This is a genomic window from Haloarchaeobius salinus, from assembly GCF_024464185.1.
Lineage (GTDB): Archaea > Halobacteriota > Halobacteria > Halobacteriales > Natrialbaceae > Haloarchaeobius > Haloarchaeobius salinus.
In genome coordinates this window covers 1,074,502-1,093,212 of record NZ_JANHAU010000001.1, presented here as the reverse complement: position 1 = coordinate 1,093,212, position 18,711 = coordinate 1,074,502, and the positions used below count along the sequence as shown (strand labels likewise).

Here is an 18,711-nt window from a genome sequence, read left to right as displayed (position 1 = left end):
GAGTTACTTCTGGGCCGGTTCTCCCCGGGTTTCGACCCGGATGCCCGCGATTCGCGAACGAGTCGCCCGCCGCACAGCACACCCATAAACCACATAGTGCAATAGCAAACTGGCTCTTGTCTCGAAACAGTCCCCTGCGTCGCCCCCGCCGGGTACGTCGTCCGAGCTACCAAAATTTATTTCAGCGAACATATTTCTCGCTCTCGCCGATAGCACCACCTGCAATGGCGAACTACGAACTCGACCCGCTACCGTACGACTACGACGCGCTCGAACCGCACGTCAGTGAACAGGTGCTCCGCTGGCACCACGACACCCACCACCAGGGCTACGTCGACGGCTGGAACGCTGCCGACGAGACGCTCGCGTCGAACCGCGGGGCCGGGACGACCGACGGCTCCGCCGGTGCGATGCGGAACGTCACCCACAACGGCTCCGGGCACGTCCTCCACGACCTGTTCTGGAACTGCATGAGCCCCGAGGGTGGCGACGAGCCCGAGGGTGCCCTCCGAGACCGCATCGAGGCGGACTTCGGCTCCTACGACGCGTGGAAGGCGGAGTTCGAGGCGGCCGCCTCGGCCGCCGGTGGCTGGGCGCTGCTCGTCTACGACTCCCACAGCGAACAGCTCCGGAACCTCGTCGTCGACAAGCACGACCAGGGCGCGCTCTGGGGTGCACACCCCATCCTCGCGCTCGACGTCTGGGAGCACTCGTACTACCACGACTACGGGCCGGCCCGCGGCGACTTCGTCGACAACTTCTTCGACGTGGTGGACTGGCAGGAGCCGACCCGGCGCTACGGGGAGGCCATCGCGCTGTTCGAGTAGGCGAGAAGGAGTGACGTCGTCCCGTTTTCCGACCGCTACTCCTCGTCGAGCGCCTGCCAGGAGAGCCGCAGGTCGCGCGCCGCGGCGGTCTGGTCGATGCGCCGGGCAGTCGTCCGCTCGGGCGCGGCCGCGAGCGCGTCATCGTCCTCGTTCGCGACGGCGTTGAACGCCTCGGCGAGCTGGTCGAGCGTCTTCCGGTTCTCGATCTCGGTCGGCTCCGTCATCAGCGCCTCGCCGACGATCTCCGGCCACTTCGTCGTCGGCGGGTGGACGCCGTAGTCGAGCATCCGCTTGGCTACGTCGGCGGCGTCCTGCTCGCCCGCGCTGGCGACGAACTCGTGGTGGAACGGGCCGTAGGGGACCTCGTACTCGATCTGGCTGGCGAGGTAGTTCGCGTTGAGCACCGCCTTCGCGCTGGCGTCCGAGAGCCCGGGGTCACCGAGTCGGGCGATGTAGGCGTACGCCTTCACGAGCACGAGCCAGTTGCCGAGGGACCCGTGGACCTTCCCGATGGAGTACGCTGGGTCGAACAGCCCGTACTCGCCGTCGTCCTTCTCGACCTGTGGCTTCGGGAGGAACGGGGCGAGTTCGGAGACGACGCCGACCGGGCCCGCGCCGGGGCCACCGCCGCCGTGGGGCGTCGCGAACGTCTTGTGCACGTTGTAGTGCATGATGTCGAAGCCCATGTCGCCGGGACGGGCCCGACCGAGCAGCGCGTTGAGGTTCGCGCCGTCGTAGTAGAGCAGGCCGCCGGCGTCGTGGACCATCCCCGCGATCTCCTCGATGTCGCGCTCGAACAGCCCGAGCGTGTTCGGGTTGGTGAGCATCAGGAGCGCGGTCTCGTCGGAGAGCGCGGCCTCGAGGGCCTCTAGGTCGACGCGTCCGTCCTCGCCGCCGGGGAGCTCGACCACGTCGAAGCCCGCGAGCGCCGCGCTGGCGAAGTTGGTGCCGTGGGCGCTCTCGGGGATGATTATCTCCGAGCGCTCGTCGCCGTTGTGCTCGTGGTACGCCTTCGCGACGAGCACGCCGGTGAACTCGCCGGCCGCGCCAGCGGGCGGCTGGAGCGTCACCGCGTCCATCCCGCCGATGCGGCCGAGGTAGTCCTGCAGGTCGTAGAGGAGCTCGAGGTTGCCCTGCACGCTCTCGGGCGAGCGGTCGGGGTGGACCGCACCCGCCTCGATGGCCGCGACGTCCTCGGTGAACTTCGGGTTGTACTTCATCGTACACGACCCGAGCGGGTACGGACCGGAGTCCACACCGTAGTTCATCTCCGAGAGCCGCGTGTAGTGCCGGGCGAGTTCCGGCTCGGAGAGGTCCGGCAGTTCGAGCGAATCACGCGTCAGCTCGTCCGGGAGCGGCGAGTCGTCGAGGTCGGCCTCGGCGGTGTGTTTCTCGCTGAGCAACGGCTCGTAGCGTTCGTCGTCGTCGGTCCAGCGGGCCTGGTCGTAGTTCATCGGGCCACCTCCGCGAGCGCGGCGAGGAAGTCGTCCGTCTCGTGGTCGGACAGCGCGCTCGCGTTGAGCTGGATGTGGTGCTCGCCGAGCACGTGGACCGCGTAGCCCTCGTCCTCGAGGTCCGCGGCGACCGCGGGGGCTGGCTGGTCGGTGTGGGCGACGAACTCGCGGACGTGATGCCGGTCGTGTACCGGGGCCTTCACGCCGACGACCTCGGTGACGCGGTCGGCGAGCTCTTTGGCGTCCGTGACGCTCTCCTTCGCGAGGTCGGCGAGCCCGTCGGGGCCGAGCGACGCCGCGTGGATGGCCGCCCGGAGCGCGACCCACGCCTGGTTCGTACAGATGTTCGACGTCGCGCGTTCGCGCCGGATGTGCTGCTCGCGGGTCTGGAGCGTGAGCGTGTACGTCCGCCGCCCGGTGTCGTCCGTGCTCGCGCCCACGAGCCGGCCCGGTACCTGCCGGACGTACTCCTCGCGCGTGGCGAACAGACCCATCCCCATCCCGTAGCTCGTGGGCAGGCCGAGCACGTCGGCCGCGCCGACGACCACGTCCGCGCCGACGCTCGCGGGCTCCTGCAGGAGCGCGAGCGAGACGGGGTCCGAACCGAGACAGAACAGCGCGTCGTTGTCGTGTGCGAGGTCGCCGATTGCCTCGAGCGACTCCTCCACACAGCCCCGAACGGTCGGGTTCTCTGCGTAGACCATCACGGCCGATTCGTCGAGGCTGTTCCCGAGTGCCTCGACGTCGACGTTACCGTCGTCCATCGGGTACGCCTCGACCGTGAGGGCGGTGCCACCGACGTAGTTCTCGAGCACCTCGCGCCGCCCGTCGGCGAGCTGTTCCGGGACGAGGACGCGCGTTCCGGAGGTCTGGCGCAGGCGGTCGGCGAGCGTGGCGGCCTCGCCCAGCGCCGTCGCGGCGTCGTACATCGAGCAGTTCGCGACGCCGAGACCCGTCAGCTCGACGAGCAGCGACTGGTACTCGAACAGCGCCTGCAGGAACCCCTGCGTGACCTCCGGCTGGTACTGCGTGTACGAGGTGAGGAACTCCGAACGCAGCGAGAGGTGGTCGACCAGCGAGGGCACGTAGTGGCTGTAGTGGCCCCGGCCGAGCAGCTCCACCAGATCGTCGTTCTTCTCGAGGGTCCCCGCGACTTCCTCCCTGATCACCCGCTCGCTCCGCGGCTCGATGCCGAACTCGCCGTCGAACCGGACCGACTCCGGGATGTCGAACAGTTCGGCCTCGGTTTCGACGCCGACCGCGTCGAGCATCGCCTCGGTGTCGGCGGCGGTGTGCGGCGCGAAGGGGCTTCCCCGTGGTGTGTGGTGTCCGCTCATGGTGTCACTCCCTCGTGTCCGTCCGAGACTGACCGGCGTCCCTCGGTTCGCTTCATGAGACGCGCTTTGGGCTACTGGCTTATGATTACCGTGGTTCGGACCGGAGTAGTATGCACTGACGTGGATACAACCAGCAATTGATTGTGTGTTCTACGCTCGTTCCTGCACACTTCTCGGCAGAAGTCGCCACGCCGGCCCCCGACGATACTCGCCGGTTTCCGAGGCCTGAATACGGTCGGGGGACCGCAGGCTCCGACGGGCGAGGAGACGACGCGGCCGCGTCTCAGGCGACCTGGTCGACGTACTCGTCGGCGGTCAGCAGCTCGTCGAGCTCGTCCGCGTCGACGGCGGCGATCTCCAGCATCCAGCCGTCGCCGAACGGGTCCTCGTTGACCTGCTCGGGCGCGTCGAACAGCGCCTCGTTGACCGCCGTGACCTCGCCGGAGACCGGCGCGTAGACGTCTGAGACGGCCTTGATGGACTCGACGACGCCGAACGCCTCTCCCTGCGCGACCTCGTCGCCCACGTCCGGGAGCTCGACGAAGACCACGTCGCCGAGTTCGTCCTGGGCGAAGTCGCTGATGCCGACGCGGACGGTGTCGCCGTCGCGCAGTGCCCATTCGTGCGATTCGTTGTACTTCCGGTCGTCGGGTGTCTCGAAGCTCATGTTATCGTTCGTAGAAGGGGAGCGGTTCGACCACGGCCTTCTTCGGTCGGTCCCGGACGACGACACGCAGTCGCGTCTCCGGGCTGGCCAGGTCGGTCGGTACGTACGCGAGTCCGATGGGTTCGTCGAGCGTCGGGCTCATCGTCCCGCTCGTGACCGTGCCGACGACCTCGCCGTCGGTGTCGGTCACGTCGTAGCCGTGGCGCGGGATACCGCGGTCGACGAGGCGGATGCCGACGAGCTTCTCGTCGACGCCCTGCTCCTTCTGGGCCTCCAGCGCGTCGCGGCCCACGAACTCGGTGTCCAGTTTGACGGTGAACCCGATGCCCGCCTCGTAGGGCGTCCGCGGGTTCTCCTCGTGCTGGAAGTCCTGCCCCGAGAGGAGCAGCCCCGCCTCCAGCCGGAGCGTGTCCCGCGCGCCGAGCCCGCACGGCTCGACGCCGTCGAACGCGTCCCAGACGTCCGCGGCGTCGTCCCACGGGACGACGAGTTCGAAGCCGTCCTCGCCGGTGTAGCCGGTCCGGGCGACCAGACAGTCCGCGCCGGCGAGGGTCGCCGTCGTCGCGGTGAACCGCGAGAGCGACGCCACCTCGCTGCCGTTCTCGGTGGCCTCCCGGACGTGCTCGACCGCGTCCGGACCCTGCACCGCAAACATCGCGTACTCCTCGGTGCGGTCGTCGACGGTCGCGTCGAGACCCCACTCGTCGCGGTGGTCCGTCCAGCGCTCGACCATCCAGTCCTCGTGGCCCGCGTTCGGGACGAACAGGTACGTCGGTGTCTCGCCCTCGTCGGGCCGCCGGTAGACGACCGTGTCGTCGAGGATGACGCCGTCCTCGTCGGTGATGCAGGCGTACTGGGAGTCGCCCGGCGAGAGCGCCGTCACGTCGTTCGTCGTGAGCCGCTGCATCAGCGTCGTGGCGTCCGGGCCGCCGACCTCGATCTCGCCCATGTGCGAGACGTCGAAGATGCCGACGGCCTCGCGGACCGCCTCGTGCTCGGTGCGGATGCCCGCGAACTCGACGGGCATCTCCCACCCGCCGAAGTCCGTGAACGACCCACCGACCTCCTCGTGGCGTCCGCGCAACGGCGGTGTCCTGAGGGCCATACCCGAACCCTCTCTCGCCGGCAAGTAATGTTTTCGTATCGCGGCCTATCTGCGGGAGTTCCGTCGGAAGGTCGGAGCGTTGCCGATTGCATCGGTGGCAACGGAGACACGGTCGAGAACAGCCAGAACGTCCGGCAACCGAACACGCCACGTTCTTCCAGCCACCGCCCCAAGGCACGAGCATGACCCGCTTCGACGCCGCGGACGCCGAGGAACGCCGCCGACTGGTCGTCGACGCACTCGCCGCCCACCGCGAGCGCGGGAGCCCGTACGTCACGCTGACGACCGAGCCCGACGGGGCGGACGTAGAGCTGGAACACGGCGCGCCCTGGGTCCAGTACTTCGACGACACCCTCGCGCTCGACTGCACGGACGAGGAGCTGGAGCGGCTGAAGGCGCTGGTCCGGGACTACCCGTCGGCGACCATCGACGAGCTCGTCACCCCCGAGGAGGCAGCGGGCACCCACGCCCGGGTGACGGTCCGGACCGACGACGACCGCGTGGCACAGCTCGTCGACGACGTGTTCACCGCGGTGTACGGTCGGCCCGACGACTACCGGCTGTGGGCGGTCGAGGTCTGAGCCGGCGGGACTCAGGCCCGGTCGCGCAGTGCCCACACGTCCTCGTCGGGCGTCAGCCGCGAGGGCTCCCTCCCGCGCTCGGTGAGGATGCCCGCGTGGTAGAGCAGCGCCTTCAGCTGGAACACCGTCGGGGAGTGGTACATCGCGCCGTCGTGCAGCGGTTCGTCGCGGAGCTCGCCGTCGGCCGTGAGCGCGCGTTCGCGGACGTCCTCGTCGCCGCGCAGGAACAGCTCGACCGTAACGGACGGGTGGAGTTCGTGCAGGTAGCGGACGAACCGCGGGAGCGACGGCTCGGAGAACCCGTCGTCGTGGAGGTGCTGGAGCTCCTCGACGAGCAGCTGCGTGGCGGGATAGTCGAAGACGACCCGTCTCGTGAGCAGGCCCCACCGCGGCGCGAGGTCGTAGAACCGCGTCCTGGAGCGCTTCCAGTCCTCGAACGTCCGGATCGCGGCGTCGAGGTCGCCATGCTCACGTCGGGCGAACCGGACGACCTCGCGGCCGAGCGGCGTGAGCTCCTCGCGCGGACCCGCGATGTCGACCAGCCCGAGGAACGACGCGCCGCCGCGGGCGCTGTCGGTGGCGGCGACGACGTGCTCGGCGAGCAGTGACTCGGTGTCGCCGTCCAGGGCCAGCGCGACCGGGTACGCGAGGTAGTTCTTCGGGTGGTTCAGCCCGAAGGACTGGTCGGCGACGCCCTGCGCGCTCGCCTGGAAGCGGATGGCCGTCGCCTCACCCGCGGTCCGGTTGCCGACGACCCGTGGGAGTTCGAGCGTCGTGACCGAGCCGGACTCGTCGACCCCGAGCACGCCGACGTTCAGCTCGCGCGCGAGGGTGCGGTCCGACTGCGAGATGGCCCGGATGGGTGCGGCGACGTACGCCGCGTTCGCCTCGTGCAGCCGGTCGTACGCCTGGACGATGCCGCGCTCGACGTCGACACCGCCGGTCTCGGTGTACCCCTTCGCCTCGACGGCGACGAGCGGTGGGTTCTCGCCGAAGCGCTCGACCGCGAGCAGGTCGGCTTCGAGCGTCCGTACGCCCACCAGGTCCGGGTAGCCCGAGCCGACCTGGACGTGGTTGAACGGTGCGAGCGCCTCGGTCACCTCGGCTGGAATCGCGGCACCAGCCACCCAGTTCGTCCGTGCGAACTGCGTGTCTACGACCGCGTACGACCCCTCGCTGTCGTCCGGGAACAGCCGTCGCTTCGTGTGTGCGAGGACGGTCGGTTCCGTGAGCGACGCCGCCGGGGTTGCCATACGTCCCCCCACCGGGGCCAGCGACAAGAAACCAACCGCCGACACCCCAGATCCGGCGCGTCACCCCCTCACAGGGGGGTTAGTTGCTGGCTCTGAAATCATGGCCCGGTTTATAACGGGTTGTCCGTCGTCGGTCCGGATGCAGAATGCTTGGGTTAGACAGGGTCGTCCGAACGGTCACCGACCACAACAGAATCGTCCTCCTCGTCATGCTCCTCGCCTGCGCGGGGGTCATCGGCGGCATCACACAGCTAGAGGGTGGTGGGGCTGCGAGCACCGACAGCGACGCCTTCGGCGACACCACCGTCGCCGAGAAGGCCGACTACATCGAGACGTACTACGGCGGGCTCGACAGGTCGAGCAACGTGACCCACGCGAGCGTCTACGTCCGCGAGACGGACGGGAACGTGCTCACGAAGGAGTCGTTGCTCGCCTCGCTCGAGTACCAGCGCTCCATCCGCGCGAACGACTCCGTCGCGGACGCACTCGCGGGTGAACAGCCCGTCGTCGGCGTCTCGAACGTCGTTGCGATGCGCGCCGCCGGCGACCGGGACGCGAGTCTCGACGCACAGCTCGCGGCGCTCGAAGCCGCGAGCAGCGAGGACGTGCGCGCGATCGTCTCGAGTTCGTTCACCGAGGGCGCGCCGGCCCTCCGGTTGCTTCCCCAGGACTACGAGCCCGGCTCCACGACGGCCGAGAGTCGCCGCATGGTGTTCACCATGGAGACGGCTCCGGGCGCGAACAGCTTCGGCCCGCCGGCCGATGCACAGCGCGCGCTCTACGAGGGCACGCAGGGCCGGCCCGACGCGAGCGCGGAGTACTTCACGCTCGGCCAGCACGCGCAGTCGTCGTACCAGTCGCAGGTCTGGGCCGACACCACCGAACTCATCCTCCCCGCGGCGCTGTTGCTGATACTCGCCGTCCTCGGGTTCGCGTACCGTGACCTCGTCGACGTCGTCGTCGGCTTCTTCGGCGTCGTCGTCTCCGTGCTCTGTATGTTCGGCATCCTCGGCTGGCTGGGCATCCCCGCGGGCGTGACGATGATCATCGGGCCGGTGCTCATCACCGGGCTGAGCATCGACTACGGCCTCCACGTGTTCATGCGCTACCGCGAGCAGCGCGGCGAGGACGAGGGCATCCGCGAGCCGATGTACCGCTCGCTCTCCGCCGTCAGCGTCGCGCTGCTTCTCGTCACGGTCACGACGGCCGTCGGGTTCCTCTCGAACCTGACGAGCCCCATCGGCTCCATCCGCCAGCTCGGCATCGGCATCACGCTGGGCGTCGTGTCGGCGTTCGTCGTGTTCACGACGCTCGTCCCCGCGCTGAAGGTCAGCATCGACGGCCTGCTCGAGCGCGTCGGCCTCGACCGCCGCAAGGCCCCGCTCGGGCAGGGCCGCTACCTCGAACCGCTGCTCACCGCCGGCGTGCGCGCCGCACGCGTCGCCGCGCCCGTCGTCGTCGTGGTCGCCGTGCTCGCCGGCGCAGGCGGTGCGGCCGCCTGGTCCGACCTCGACCGCCAGGGGTACCAGACCTCCGAGGAGGTGGCCGACTGGAAGGAGGACCTCCCCGGCCCGCTCGCCTGGGAGGCCACGCAGACGGAGTGGTACCAGAACAACGACTACGTCGCCGCCCAGTACCAGGCTGAGAGCGAGAGCCAGCGCTACACCTCGATACTCGTCGAGGGCGAGGTGGCAACTGTGGCCGCGCTCGAACGCGTCGACGCGGCCACCGCCGACGCCGCCGAGCGCGACGTGGTGTTCAGCCGGGACGGCACGGCCCCCGTCGTCTCGCCGCTGTCGGTGATGGAGCGCGTCGCCGCCCAGGACGAGGCGTTCGCGTCGGTGCTGGCCGACGCGGACACCGACGGCGACGGCGTCCCCGACCGGAACGTCGCCGGCGTCTACGAAGCGCTGTACGAGGCCAACCCGGAGCAGGCCAGCCGCGTCGTCGAACGGACCGACGGCGATTTCCGCACGGTCCGCATGCTCGTCCCCGTCGAGCAGGGCCTGCAGGTCGACGACCGCGCGAACGCGATGCACGGCGTCGCCGGCGTCGTCGAGGCCGAGAGCGACCTGACCGCGACCGCCGTCGGGCAGGCGACGTTCTCGAACGCCGAACTCGGCCAGATGGCCGACGGCATCGTCGAGACGATGGTCATCGCGCTCGTCATCATCGCCGTCGTGCTCGCGCTCGTCTACCGGCTCACCGACGGGAGCGCGACGCTCGGGCTGCTCACCGTCGTCCCCATCGCGCTCGTCATCGGGCTCGTGCTCGCCGGGATGTACGTGACCGACACGCCGGTGACGCTCCTGACTGCGTTGCTGTTGAGCCTCGCGGTCGGCCTCGGCGTCGACTACAACATCCACATCAGCGACCGGTTCGCCAACGAACTCGACCGGGGTGACGACCCCGTCACCGCCCTCCGGACCGCCGTCACCGGCACCGGCGGCGCGCTGCTCGGGAGCACCCTCACCTCCGGCGGCGCGTTCGCCACGCTCCTGCTCCACACCAGCCCGCAGCTGCGGTCGTTCGGCATGCTCGTCGTGCTCGCGCTCTCGCTGTCGTTCCTCGTCAGCGTGTTCGTCTTCCCGAGCATGCTGCTGCTCTGGGCACGTCGCGCCGGGCACGCGAGCGAGGTGTCACGGGGCGCAGTCGCACCCGGCGACGACTGAGGTCCAGCGAGGCCCGACCGCCCCAGTTGTCGCCGACGGCGGTGACCGCCCACCGCTCGCTGGCAACACGTTCACCGGAGCGGACCTTTTTGATGTTGGCACCGTTGCTGATTCCCATGGCAGACAGAGAGAGCCAGGGGAGTCACGGGGAATCGGGACACAACGACGCCGACGACGGCGGCGGACACCGGGCGGTCGACCGCAGACGGTTCCTCGCGGCGACGGCGGGCGTCGGTATCACCGCGCTCGCGGGCTGTGGCGCGTCCTCGACCGACGACGAGAGCACGACCGAGCCCGCCGAGACCGAGCCACCGGCGGACACGGAGACCGAGCAGACGACGACCGAGGAGGAGACCGAGACGGCGACGCCCGCGACCGGCGAGGTGACGTTCGTCCACGACACCCACTTCCACGGGACCTACGGCGACCTGGAGGGTGACGTGAACGTCGCGACCTACTTCGGGCTGATGGAGGAGGTCGTCGGGGGGAACGACCACGCGTTCCGCGTCGGCAACGGCGACGACCTCGCCTCCTCGGTGCTGTCGTCGGTGTTCGACGGCGAACACATCGTCGACGCGTTCAACGCCGGCGGCCTCGACTACGACACGTTCGGGAACCACGACTTCGACATGGGCCCGGAGACGCTCCGGAACCGGGTCACCGACAGCGAGTTCACGTGGGTCAGCGCGAACACGCTCGACGCGCGGACGGGCGACGTGTTCGCCGCCGAGCAGGGCGCGAGTCGCTACGAGCTCGTCGAGGCGGGCGACGTGACCGTCGGCATCACCGGCCTCATCAACGAGGAGGCCCCGGAGATCACGTCGATGGGGGAGAACGCGGAGGTGCAGGGCCTCGCCGCCGCGCTGGAGGAGGTCGTCCCGCAGATGCGCGACGAGGGCGCGGACCTCGTCGTGGTCCTCTCGCACGTCGCCAGCCCGGTCGCGCTCGAACTCGCCGGGCAGGTGTCGGGCGTCGACGCCATCGTCGGCGACCACGCCGCGGAGGTGCTCGAAGAGCCGGAGGTCGTCGACGGCACCGTCTGCTCGTTCGTCGGCGACGAGTTCCAGTACGTCGGCGAACTCACCCTCTCGGTCGAGGAAGGGTCGATGAGCGGTCACGAGTTCACGCTCCACGAGACCGCGACGGCCGTCGCCGAGGACGGCGTCGAGCCCCACCCGGATGTGCTGGAGACCGCCCAGAGCTACCAGTCGGAGCTGAGCGACCGTCTCGACGAGGTCATCGGCGAGACCGAGGTCCCGCTCGACGCCCGCGAGGACGTCCTCCGCGCCGAGGAGTCGAACATGGGGAACTACGTCGCCGACGTGGTCCGCGAGAACGGCGACGCCGACGTGGCGCTCCAGAACGGCGGCGGCATCCGCACCGACACCGAGTACCCCGCCGGCGACGTGACCCGGCGCATGATCCAGAGCATGCTCCCGTTCGGGAACGTCTTCGTCTCGGTGCGGATCGACGGCGAGACGCTCATGGCCGCGCTCGAGAACGGCGTCAGCGCCATCGAAGAGGGGGCCGGGCGCTTCCCGCAGGTCAGCGGCATGGCGTACAGCTACGACCCCGACGCCGAGGTCGGCAGCCGCATCACCGAGGCGACCGTCGGTGGCGAGCCGCTCGACCCGGACGCGACGTACACCGTCGCGACGAACAACTTCATGGCGAGCGGTGGCGACGGCTACAGCATGCTCGCGGACGCCGAACGCATCGTCCCCGCCAACGCCGGCGAGGTGCTCTCGACGCTCGTCGCGGAGGCCATCGAGGCGGACGGCACCATCGCACCCGAGGTCGAGGGACGCATCACCGTGGAGTAGCGCAGCCGAGCCCACATGCGACGCCCACCCCCGCATCACATCGTCCTGCTCGTGACGCTCGCACTCGTCACGACGCCACTGCTCGCGGCAGCCGCGGCACCGGCGTCCGACGGCGATCAGGGAGTGACGCGACCCTCCGCCGTTGACCGGCCGGCGCACGGCAACCACGTCAGCGTCGACGCCCAGGTGACGGCCGACGGCACCGTCGTCGTCGAGGCGCTGTTCAGCCGCTCCAGCGGCTTCCTCGTCCTCCACGCGGACCGCGGCGGCGAGCCGGGTGTCCCCGTGGGACACGTCGCCCTGGAGGACGGCCCGCACACGGACTTCGCGGTGGCGCTCGACGACGACGCGTGGGCGGACCACACCGGCAACCGGACCTACTGGGTCGTCATCCACCGGGACGTCGACGGGAACGGCGAGTTCGACTGGGGCGTCGACGAACCGGTACCGAGCCTCGGCGGCCCCGCTCCGGGCGTTCGCGTCCCGGTCCGCCGTGGCGAGGACGGCGACGTGCGGGTGCTCGCCTCGGACCCGGAGCTCGTGGGCCAGCGGATCGACTCGCCCGCCGCGACCGTGCGCCGCGTCGAGCTCGACCGTCCGGGGAGGGTCGTCCTGCGGACGGTCGAGAACGGCACGCCCGACGAGGTCGTCGGCAGCCAGCGCCTCGACAGCAGTACCCACGAGAACGTCTCCGTCGCGCTCGACCAGGCGTACTTCGACGGCCTGCGCGATGGCCAGTCGGTCAGGCTCGCCGCGACGGTCCAGACTGGCGAGGGCAACGAGAGCGTCCGCGTCGGCGACGAGACGGTCGCGACGCGCTTTGCCGTCCGGAAGGTCCCCGACGCGGCGGCCACGACCGAGCCGCGGGTCAACACGCCCGAACCGACGACGGGCGTCCCGGGGACGACCGCCACACCGACGACGGGAACGGCGACGGCGGCCGGAGAGGGCGGACCGACCCCGGGCTTCGGAGCGACCGGTGCCGTGGGCGCGTTTCTCGTGGTCGCACTGGCGGGCATCGCCTGGCGTGCTCGGCGGTGAGCGCGAGCCGGCCGGCACTCGTCCCGACGGGTGACCCGTCGATTCCAGCCGTCCGGGAACCGGCATCCGGGTTCACCTGGTCCCGGCTCGAAGCAACAGTATGGACATCGGAATCATCCTCGAGACCAACGACCCCGAACGGGTCTGGAACGCGTTCCGACTGGCGAACACCGCACTCGACGCCGACCACTCCGTCGAGGTGTTCCTCCTGGGCGACGGCGTCGACGCTCCAGACCTGGAGCACGAGAAGTTCAACCCCCACGGCGTGATGCTGAAGTACACCCAGAACGGCGGGACGCTACTCGCCTGCGGGACCTGTCTCGACTCGCGGGACCTCGAAACCGACGAGCTCAGACCGCGGGCCACGATGGCGGACTGCCTCGGCGTCGTCGAGGACGCGGACGAGGTGCTCACCATCGGCTGAGGCTCAGTCCGCGGTTCCCCCGGCTCGCGTCGTCGCCTCGACGCCGAGCGGGTCGCCCGCGGACGTCGCCGTCAGCAGCCGCAGGAACTCGCCCGCGTTCGTGAGCAGCTTGTTCTCCGCCTTGCGCAGGTGCTCCTCGAACGTCGAGCGCGCGACCGACGTCCGCTCGGCCAGCTCTCGAATCGAGATTCCCCGGGGCTGGTCGTAGTAGCCGCGCTCCAACGCCAGCTGGAGTGCGGCCAGCTGCCGGTCGGTGAGGTCCTCGAACAGCTGGTTCGCCGGTGCCAGCATGCTGTGTGGTATCTGTGTCTCCGAGATCGAGGTCTTCGAGAGGAGCTCTATCTCCCTGTCGGCGCGCAGGTCTTCGAGCAGTTCGCGAACGTCCTCACCGTCGAACGCGATCACGGTGTAGTGCTCCCAGCCCTGGTGGTAGATCGTCGGCGACTGGTACAGACAGTTGTGCGCCTCGACGCGGTCGATGATCGACGCCTCGAACGAACAGAGACACGACTGCGTGACGACGTGGTACCCGTCCTCGTCCGCCGATTCGTGGAGGACCGTCCCGAGCCGACCGATCTCCTCGAGCAGTTCGTCGGTCGGCGTCGTCTCGGCGGTAATCTCGAGCACCTGGCAGTCGTTCAGCGGCCACTCGCGGATGGTCAGGTCCGGGTACCGCTCCGAGATCTCCCGGTACGGACACTCGTGTTTGACCCGGAGCGACGCTTCGTAGAGGCTCATACGGACGGGTTCGGGCGCGTCAGGATTAACGGTGCCGGTCATGACCGGCATCACCCGTTTACAAGTACACTGTTTATGCGGAAGCACGATGCAGGATATCTCACCGGTCGAACTCGGCGAACAGCTACCCGACAGCGATAGCGGGCCGCTCGTCCTGGACGTCCGTCACGAGGCGGAGTTCGAGGACTGGCACATCCCGGGCAGCCGCAACGTCGACGTGTACGACGAGCTGGTCGAAGACCCCGAACGAGCCACGGAGGCCCTCTCGGAACTCCCCCGTGACGAACGAATCGTCACCGTCTGTGCCGCAGGTGTCGTCGCCGACACCGCCACTGCGGTGCTCCAAGAGCTGGGCTACGACGCGGTGACCCTCGCGGACGGCATGAACGGCTGGAGTCGCGTCCACCGGCACGCGACTGTCCCGACCGACCTCGACGGCACGCTCGTGCAGGTCGCCCGACCGGGGAAGGGCTGTCTCTCGCACGTCCTCGTCTCGGACGGTGAGGCGGCCGTCTTCGACCCCTCGCAGTATCTCGACGAGTACGAGGCGGTCCTCGACGAGCACGACGCCGAACTCGTCGGTGTCCTCGATACGCACGCCCACGCCGACCACGTCTCGGGTGGCGCGGAACTCGCGGACCGGCACGGCGTCCCCTACTTCCTCCACCCGAAGGACGCGCTCGACATCGACGCGACACCGCTCGAGGACGGCCAGCGCGTGGCGGTCGGTGGGCTCGACGTCGAAGTCGTCCACACGCCGGGACACAGCGAGGGGAGCGTCTCGTTCGCCATCGATGGTGCGGCACTGCTCACGGGTGACACGCTCTTCCACGAGAGCGTGGGCCGCGTCGAGCTCGGCGTCGAAGCCGGCATCGAGGACTCGAACGTCGAAGGGAACGCCGCGACCCTCTACGAGAGCCTCCAGCGACTGCTCGACCGGCCGGACGACGCCCTGGTGTTGCCGGCACACGACCCCGGCTCCCCCGAACCGCCGGTGACCGCCACCCTCGGTGAGGTCAGGGAACGGAACGCGGACCTCGGGCGCGACCGCGAGGCGTTCGTCGCGGCACTCGCGTCGGACGTCCCGGACCACCCGCCGAACTTCGAGCGCGTCAAGCGGACGAACGTCGGACGGGAGTCCGTCCCGGCCGACGAGCTGGCCGAGCTGGAGCTCGGGCCGAACAACTGTGCAGCGGAGTGAACCATGAGTTCGGACACCACACCCAGGCAAGGCATCCGCGAGCACCTCGGGCAGTTCTCCCTGCACGTCCTGCTCGTGTTCGCGACCGGGCTGACGATCGGCTCCGAGCGCGCCGTCGTCCCGGTGCTGGGACGGGACGTCCTCGGCGTCGAGTCGCTGCTGGTCATCGGCTCGTTCGTCGTCTCCTTCGGCTTCGTCAAGGGGCTCCTGAACCTCTACGCCGGCAAGTGGGGCAGCGAGTACGGCCGTAAGCCCGTGCTCGTCCTCGGCTGGCTGACCGCACTCCCGCTCCCGATCATCCTCATCTACGCGCCCAACTGGGCGTGGGTCACCGTCGGGAACGTCCTGCTGGGCATCAACCAGGCACTCACCTGGAGCATGGCCATCAACGCCAAGATCGACATCGCCGGCCCCGAGCAACGTGGCCTGGCCGTCGGCATCGACGAGGCGTTCGGCTACGGTGGCGTCGCCGTCGGTGCGTGGGTCACGGGCGTCATCGCCGCGGGGACGAACCTCAGGCCCGAACCGTTCTACTTCCTCGGCGTCGTCGTCGTACTCGCGCTGCTCATCTCGGTGTTCCTGATCCAGGAGACGGTCCAGCTCGCGAGAGCGGAGATCGACGACGACGAGGACCACCACGACGCGAACCTGCCGTTCCACGAGGTGTTGAAGCGTGCGACCTACGGCGACCGGACGCTGTTCGCCGCGGCACAGGCCGGACACATCGAGAAGTTCGTCGATACGCTGTTCTGGCTCGCCGTCCCGCTGTATCTCACGAGTGAGGGGCTCGGCATCGCGGCGGTCGGCCTCGTCGTCGGGGTCCACAGCGCGATGTACTTCCTGCAGATCGCGACCGGCGGACTCGCGGACCGCATCGGCCGCCGACCGCCCGTCATCGCCGGGATGTTCCTCGCCGGCGGCGGCGTCCTCGGGATGGTCCTCGTCGAGGGCTACCTCCCATGGGTCGTCCTCTCCGGGGTCTCCGGCCTCGGGATGGCGCTGCTCTACCCGAACCTGATGACGGTTCCGGGCGACGCGGCGCACCCGACGTGGCGGGCGACCGGGATGGGCGTCTACCGGATGTGGCGTGACTCCGGCTACGGCGTCGGCGCGATACTCATCGGCCTCTCGATGGAGTTCGTGAGCGCAGAGGCGGCGTTCTACATGACCGCCCTGCTGATGTTCGTCTCCGGTGCCGTCGTCTGGACGTGGATGGAGGAGACACACCCCGAGTTCGGCACGCACGAACCGCCCGCACCGGCGTCGGGGCACTCGCGGCGGTCGGTCGCCGAGGACTGACGGGGCCGCACCGGCGCTCCGGGCCCCGCCCGCGGTGGGTCTCAGCCGGCGGCGACGTCGTCGAACCGCCGGCACGTGCACTGCCACACCACCACAGCGTTCTTGGCTCTCGTTCCCGAAGTCCACACGTGCCAGACAAGACGGAGGAACGAGAGGGCGACGACGGGCGTCGCCGGCGAGAGCGCCGGATAACCGACGCCGGGAGTCGAGACGGCGATGGCGAACCACCCGCCGAGGCCGAGAGTGCCGTCGACGCCGTCCGCCACGAGGGTGACGACGGGGCGGGGTCGCCGCCACGGTGTCACCGTCGCGGGTGTGACGAACCGGCGGCGTTCGAGGTGCTCGAGCGCTATCAGGAGGAGACCGGACACGGTGCCGTCGAGGCGACGGCCGTCCTGTGTCGGGAACACACCGACGACGAGAGTCCGGCGAACCTCGACGCGGCCTACGACGGCTACGTGTTCCGGGTCGTCCCGCTGCCGACGACGGACGGGACCGACCCGACGTAGCGAGCCGACGGCACCCGGATCGCCGGCCCCGACGGGGCTACGCGGGCGCGCCGGGCCTCGCCCCCCGCTCGGTCAGAGCTGGCCGCCCTCCTCCTGCGGTTGAACCACGACGAAACCCTCGGAGCCGGTGAACTCCATCTGCATCGACTCCCCGGACTGCTGCCCGATCTCGATGAGCTTGTTCGTCCCGATCGACGGCGAGAGGGTGGCACTCCAGGCAACCGTCGCGTCGGGGTCGGTGGTGACGGGCGGGCGCATCACGAGCGGGTCGCCGTGCGTGGAGATTGCCACCTCACCTGGCCCCGTCAGGTAGACGTTCGTCAGCCCGCCCGCGGCGGCCTCGGAGAGGCCGCTGACCGTGTTTATCTCGTAGTCGACGGTCGACTCGAACGCCAGTACGTCCATCCCGTTGACCGAGATCGACTCGTCCGACTCCAGCGAGAGGAGCTGCACTTTCTTGCCCTGGTCGGCGACGAAGATCGTCCCGGAGCCTTCGGCCTCCATGATCGGTGTCCCCTCGCCCGAGACGGCCTCCTTGACGAACCCGGTGAGCCCACCCTCCGCGGAGGACTTCCCGGTGAACGTCAGGTCGCCCGTGTAGGCGATCATCGAACCCGCCTTAATCTGCAACGTCCCGTCCACGGCGGCCCGCAGCAGCCGGTTGTTCTCCTTCTGAAAGCCAGCGCCCGCGTCGACGGGGGCGTTCGCTTCGACGAACTGGTCCAGTTTCATGTCCGACCGATGCTGGGGCCGCCACCGGAGAAAACACCCGGCATCGGTTTCACGCTCGGAAACAGCGTGCGACGCGACGGCCCGGCCGCTACCGCTGGAGCCGGGCCACGGGGTCCTCCCCGGAGTCGTCCAGTTCGACGAGTCCGTCGTCGGCCAGGTCGGACACCAGTCCGCGAAGCCACTCCCGGCCGTGTTCGCCGTCGGGGGAGTAGTCCACCCGCACGCGCGGGCCGAGCGTGTCCAGCTCCAGTTCGTCGTACTCCTTCAGCACCGAGATCACCCGGCCGCGCATCTGCCGGCGGCTCCCCTCGAAGCTGGGCTGGGTGGGCACGTCGGGTGCGGTGAAGTCCCCGGTCTCGTAGGCGTGGCACCACTCGCGCCACGGGCAGCCGGCCTCGTCGCAGGAGGGCGTCTTCTCGCAGGCCACGCCACCGAGCTCCATGATGGCGTTGTTCCAGACGCGGGACTCGCCGGCGGGCATGAGCTCCCCCGCGACGCGCTCGAACGTCGCGTCGTCGTCGGGCACGTCGAAGGCGCGGTAGAGCACGCGCTTGACGTTCGTGTCGACCACGGCGTCACCGTCGTTGAACGCGAAGCTCGCGACGGCGTTGGCGGTGTAGGGACCGACACCCATCAGCTCCCGCAGCTCGTCGGGCGTCTCCGGGAAGGAGCCGTCGTACTCCGCTTCGACCTGTCGGGCGGCCTCGTGGAGGTACTTCGCGCGGTTGTTGTAGCCCAGCGAGTGGCTGGTCCAGAAGCCCACCACGTCCGCGCGGTCGGCGTCCGCGAGGGCGGCGGTCGTCGGCCACCGGTCGAGGAACGCCTCCCAGGCGTCGACGACGCGGCCGAGCTGGGTCTGCTGGCTCATCACCTCCGAGACGAGTATCTCGTAGGGGTCGTCGGTGCGCCGCCACGGGAAGTCGCGGTGGTCGGCCTCGTACCACTCGACGAGGGCGGCCTGCACCGCCTCGTGGTCGACGTCGTCGGGGAACGTCCACTCCTCGGACGTGCTCATCTCGTCGTCGCTTGGGAGGGTGGTGGTTTAGGG

Annotated in this window: 17 protein-coding genes; 9 read left to right on the top strand and 8 right to left on the bottom strand. The window is 69.5% G+C overall.

What is annotated here, in order from left to right; genetic code table 11:
- Positions 1-224: 224 nt before the first annotated feature.
- Complete coding sequence (sod, locus tag NO345_RS05600) at positions 225-827, top strand: superoxide dismutase [Mn] (RefSeq protein WP_256297234.1); 603 nt, start codon at positions 225-227, stop codon at positions 825-827.
- A 35-nt stretch (positions 828-862) separates the two neighbouring features.
- On the opposite strand, the gene gcvPB is transcribed toward sod, so the two are convergent.
- From gcvPB to gcvT, 4 genes are all read right to left on the bottom strand, one after another.
- Positions 863-2,281, bottom strand: a complete 1,419-nt coding sequence (gcvPB, locus tag NO345_RS05595; protein ID WP_256297232.1) for an aminomethyl-transferring glycine dehydrogenase subunit GcvPB — start codon at positions 2,279-2,281, stop codon at positions 863-865.
- A complete protein-coding gene (gene gcvPA / locus NO345_RS05590) occupies positions 2,278-3,618 on the bottom strand; it encodes an aminomethyl-transferring glycine dehydrogenase subunit GcvPA (RefSeq protein WP_256297230.1) in 1,341 nt (446 codons plus the stop codon). Before gcvPA ends, gcvPB begins: the two co-directional genes overlap by 4 nt.
- A gap of 283 nt (positions 3,619-3,901) precedes the next feature.
- Entirely contained in the window at positions 3,902-4,285 is a 384-nt protein-coding gene (gene gcvH, locus NO345_RS05585) for a glycine cleavage system protein GcvH (protein ID WP_256297229.1), read from the bottom strand.
- A gap of 1 nt (position 4,286) precedes the next feature.
- A complete protein-coding gene (gene gcvT, locus NO345_RS05580) occupies positions 4,287-5,390 on the bottom strand; it encodes a glycine cleavage system aminomethyltransferase GcvT (protein ID WP_256297228.1) in 1,104 nt (367 codons plus the stop codon).
- Positions 5,391-5,572: 182 nt separating this feature from the next.
- Between gcvT and NO345_RS05575 the strand changes: the two genes are divergently transcribed.
- Complete coding sequence (locus NO345_RS05575; protein ID WP_256297226.1) at positions 5,573-5,971, top strand: DUF7975 family protein; 399 nt, start codon at positions 5,573-5,575, stop codon at positions 5,969-5,971.
- 11 nt (positions 5,972-5,982) lie between these two features.
- On the opposite strand, the gene NO345_RS05570 is transcribed toward NO345_RS05575, so the two are convergent.
- Positions 5,983-7,224, bottom strand: coding sequence for a hypothetical protein (locus NO345_RS05570; RefSeq protein WP_256297224.1), 1,242 nt, complete (start codon positions 7,222-7,224; stop codon positions 5,983-5,985).
- A 146-nt stretch (positions 7,225-7,370) separates the two neighbouring features.
- Between NO345_RS05570 and NO345_RS05565 the strand changes: the two genes are divergently transcribed.
- The 4 genes from NO345_RS05565 (at position 7,371) to NO345_RS05550 (ending at position 13,184) form a co-directional block, all read left to right on the top strand.
- Entirely contained in the window at positions 7,371-9,896 is a 2,526-nt protein-coding gene (locus tag NO345_RS05565; protein ID WP_256297222.1) for an efflux RND transporter permease subunit, read from the top strand.
- 116 nt (positions 9,897-10,012) lie between these two features.
- Entirely contained in the window at positions 10,013-11,719 is a 1,707-nt protein-coding gene (locus NO345_RS05560) for a bifunctional metallophosphatase/5'-nucleotidase (RefSeq protein WP_256297220.1), read from the top strand.
- A 15-nt stretch (positions 11,720-11,734) separates the two neighbouring features.
- Positions 11,735-12,760, top strand: coding sequence for a DUF7282 domain-containing protein (locus NO345_RS05555; protein WP_256297218.1), 1,026 nt, complete (start codon positions 11,735-11,737; stop codon positions 12,758-12,760).
- 100 nt (positions 12,761-12,860) lie between these two features.
- Positions 12,861-13,184, top strand: coding sequence for a DsrE family protein (locus tag NO345_RS05550; RefSeq protein WP_256297216.1), 324 nt, complete (start codon positions 12,861-12,863; stop codon positions 13,182-13,184).
- A gap of 3 nt (positions 13,185-13,187) precedes the next feature.
- Here NO345_RS05550 and NO345_RS05545 read toward each other — a convergent pair whose 3' ends face one another.
- Positions 13,188-13,922, bottom strand: a complete 735-nt coding sequence (locus tag NO345_RS05545; RefSeq protein ID WP_256297214.1) for a helix-turn-helix domain-containing protein — start codon at positions 13,920-13,922, stop codon at positions 13,188-13,190.
- An 88-nt stretch (positions 13,923-14,010) separates the two neighbouring features.
- On the opposite strand from NO345_RS05545, the gene NO345_RS05540 reads away from it, so the two are divergent.
- The 3 genes from NO345_RS05540 (at position 14,011) to NO345_RS05530 (ending at position 16,931) form a co-directional block, all read left to right on the top strand.
- The gene (locus tag NO345_RS05540) at positions 14,011-15,123 is read left to right on the top strand and encodes an MBL fold metallo-hydrolase (protein ID WP_256297212.1); all 1,113 of its coding nucleotides are present in this window, start codon (positions 14,011-14,013) and stop codon (positions 15,121-15,123) included.
- A gap of 3 nt (positions 15,124-15,126) precedes the next feature.
- Complete coding sequence (locus tag NO345_RS05535; RefSeq protein WP_256297210.1) at positions 15,127-16,422, top strand: MFS transporter; 1,296 nt, start codon at positions 15,127-15,129, stop codon at positions 16,420-16,422.
- A 128-nt stretch (positions 16,423-16,550) separates the two neighbouring features.
- Positions 16,551-16,931, top strand: coding sequence for a hypothetical protein (locus NO345_RS05530; RefSeq protein ID WP_256297209.1), 381 nt, complete (start codon positions 16,551-16,553; stop codon positions 16,929-16,931).
- 72 nt (positions 16,932-17,003) lie between these two features.
- On the opposite strand, the gene NO345_RS05525 is transcribed toward NO345_RS05530, so the two are convergent.
- Together NO345_RS05525 and NO345_RS05520 are read right to left on the bottom strand one after the other, a co-directional pair.
- Positions 17,004-17,663, bottom strand: coding sequence for an AIM24 family protein (locus NO345_RS05525; RefSeq protein ID WP_256297208.1), 660 nt, complete (start codon positions 17,661-17,663; stop codon positions 17,004-17,006).
- Between the two features lie 88 nt (positions 17,664-17,751).
- Entirely contained in the window at positions 17,752-18,678 is a 927-nt protein-coding gene (locus tag NO345_RS05520; RefSeq protein WP_256297206.1) for an HhH-GPD family protein, read from the bottom strand.
- Positions 18,679-18,711 lie beyond the last annotated feature (33 nt).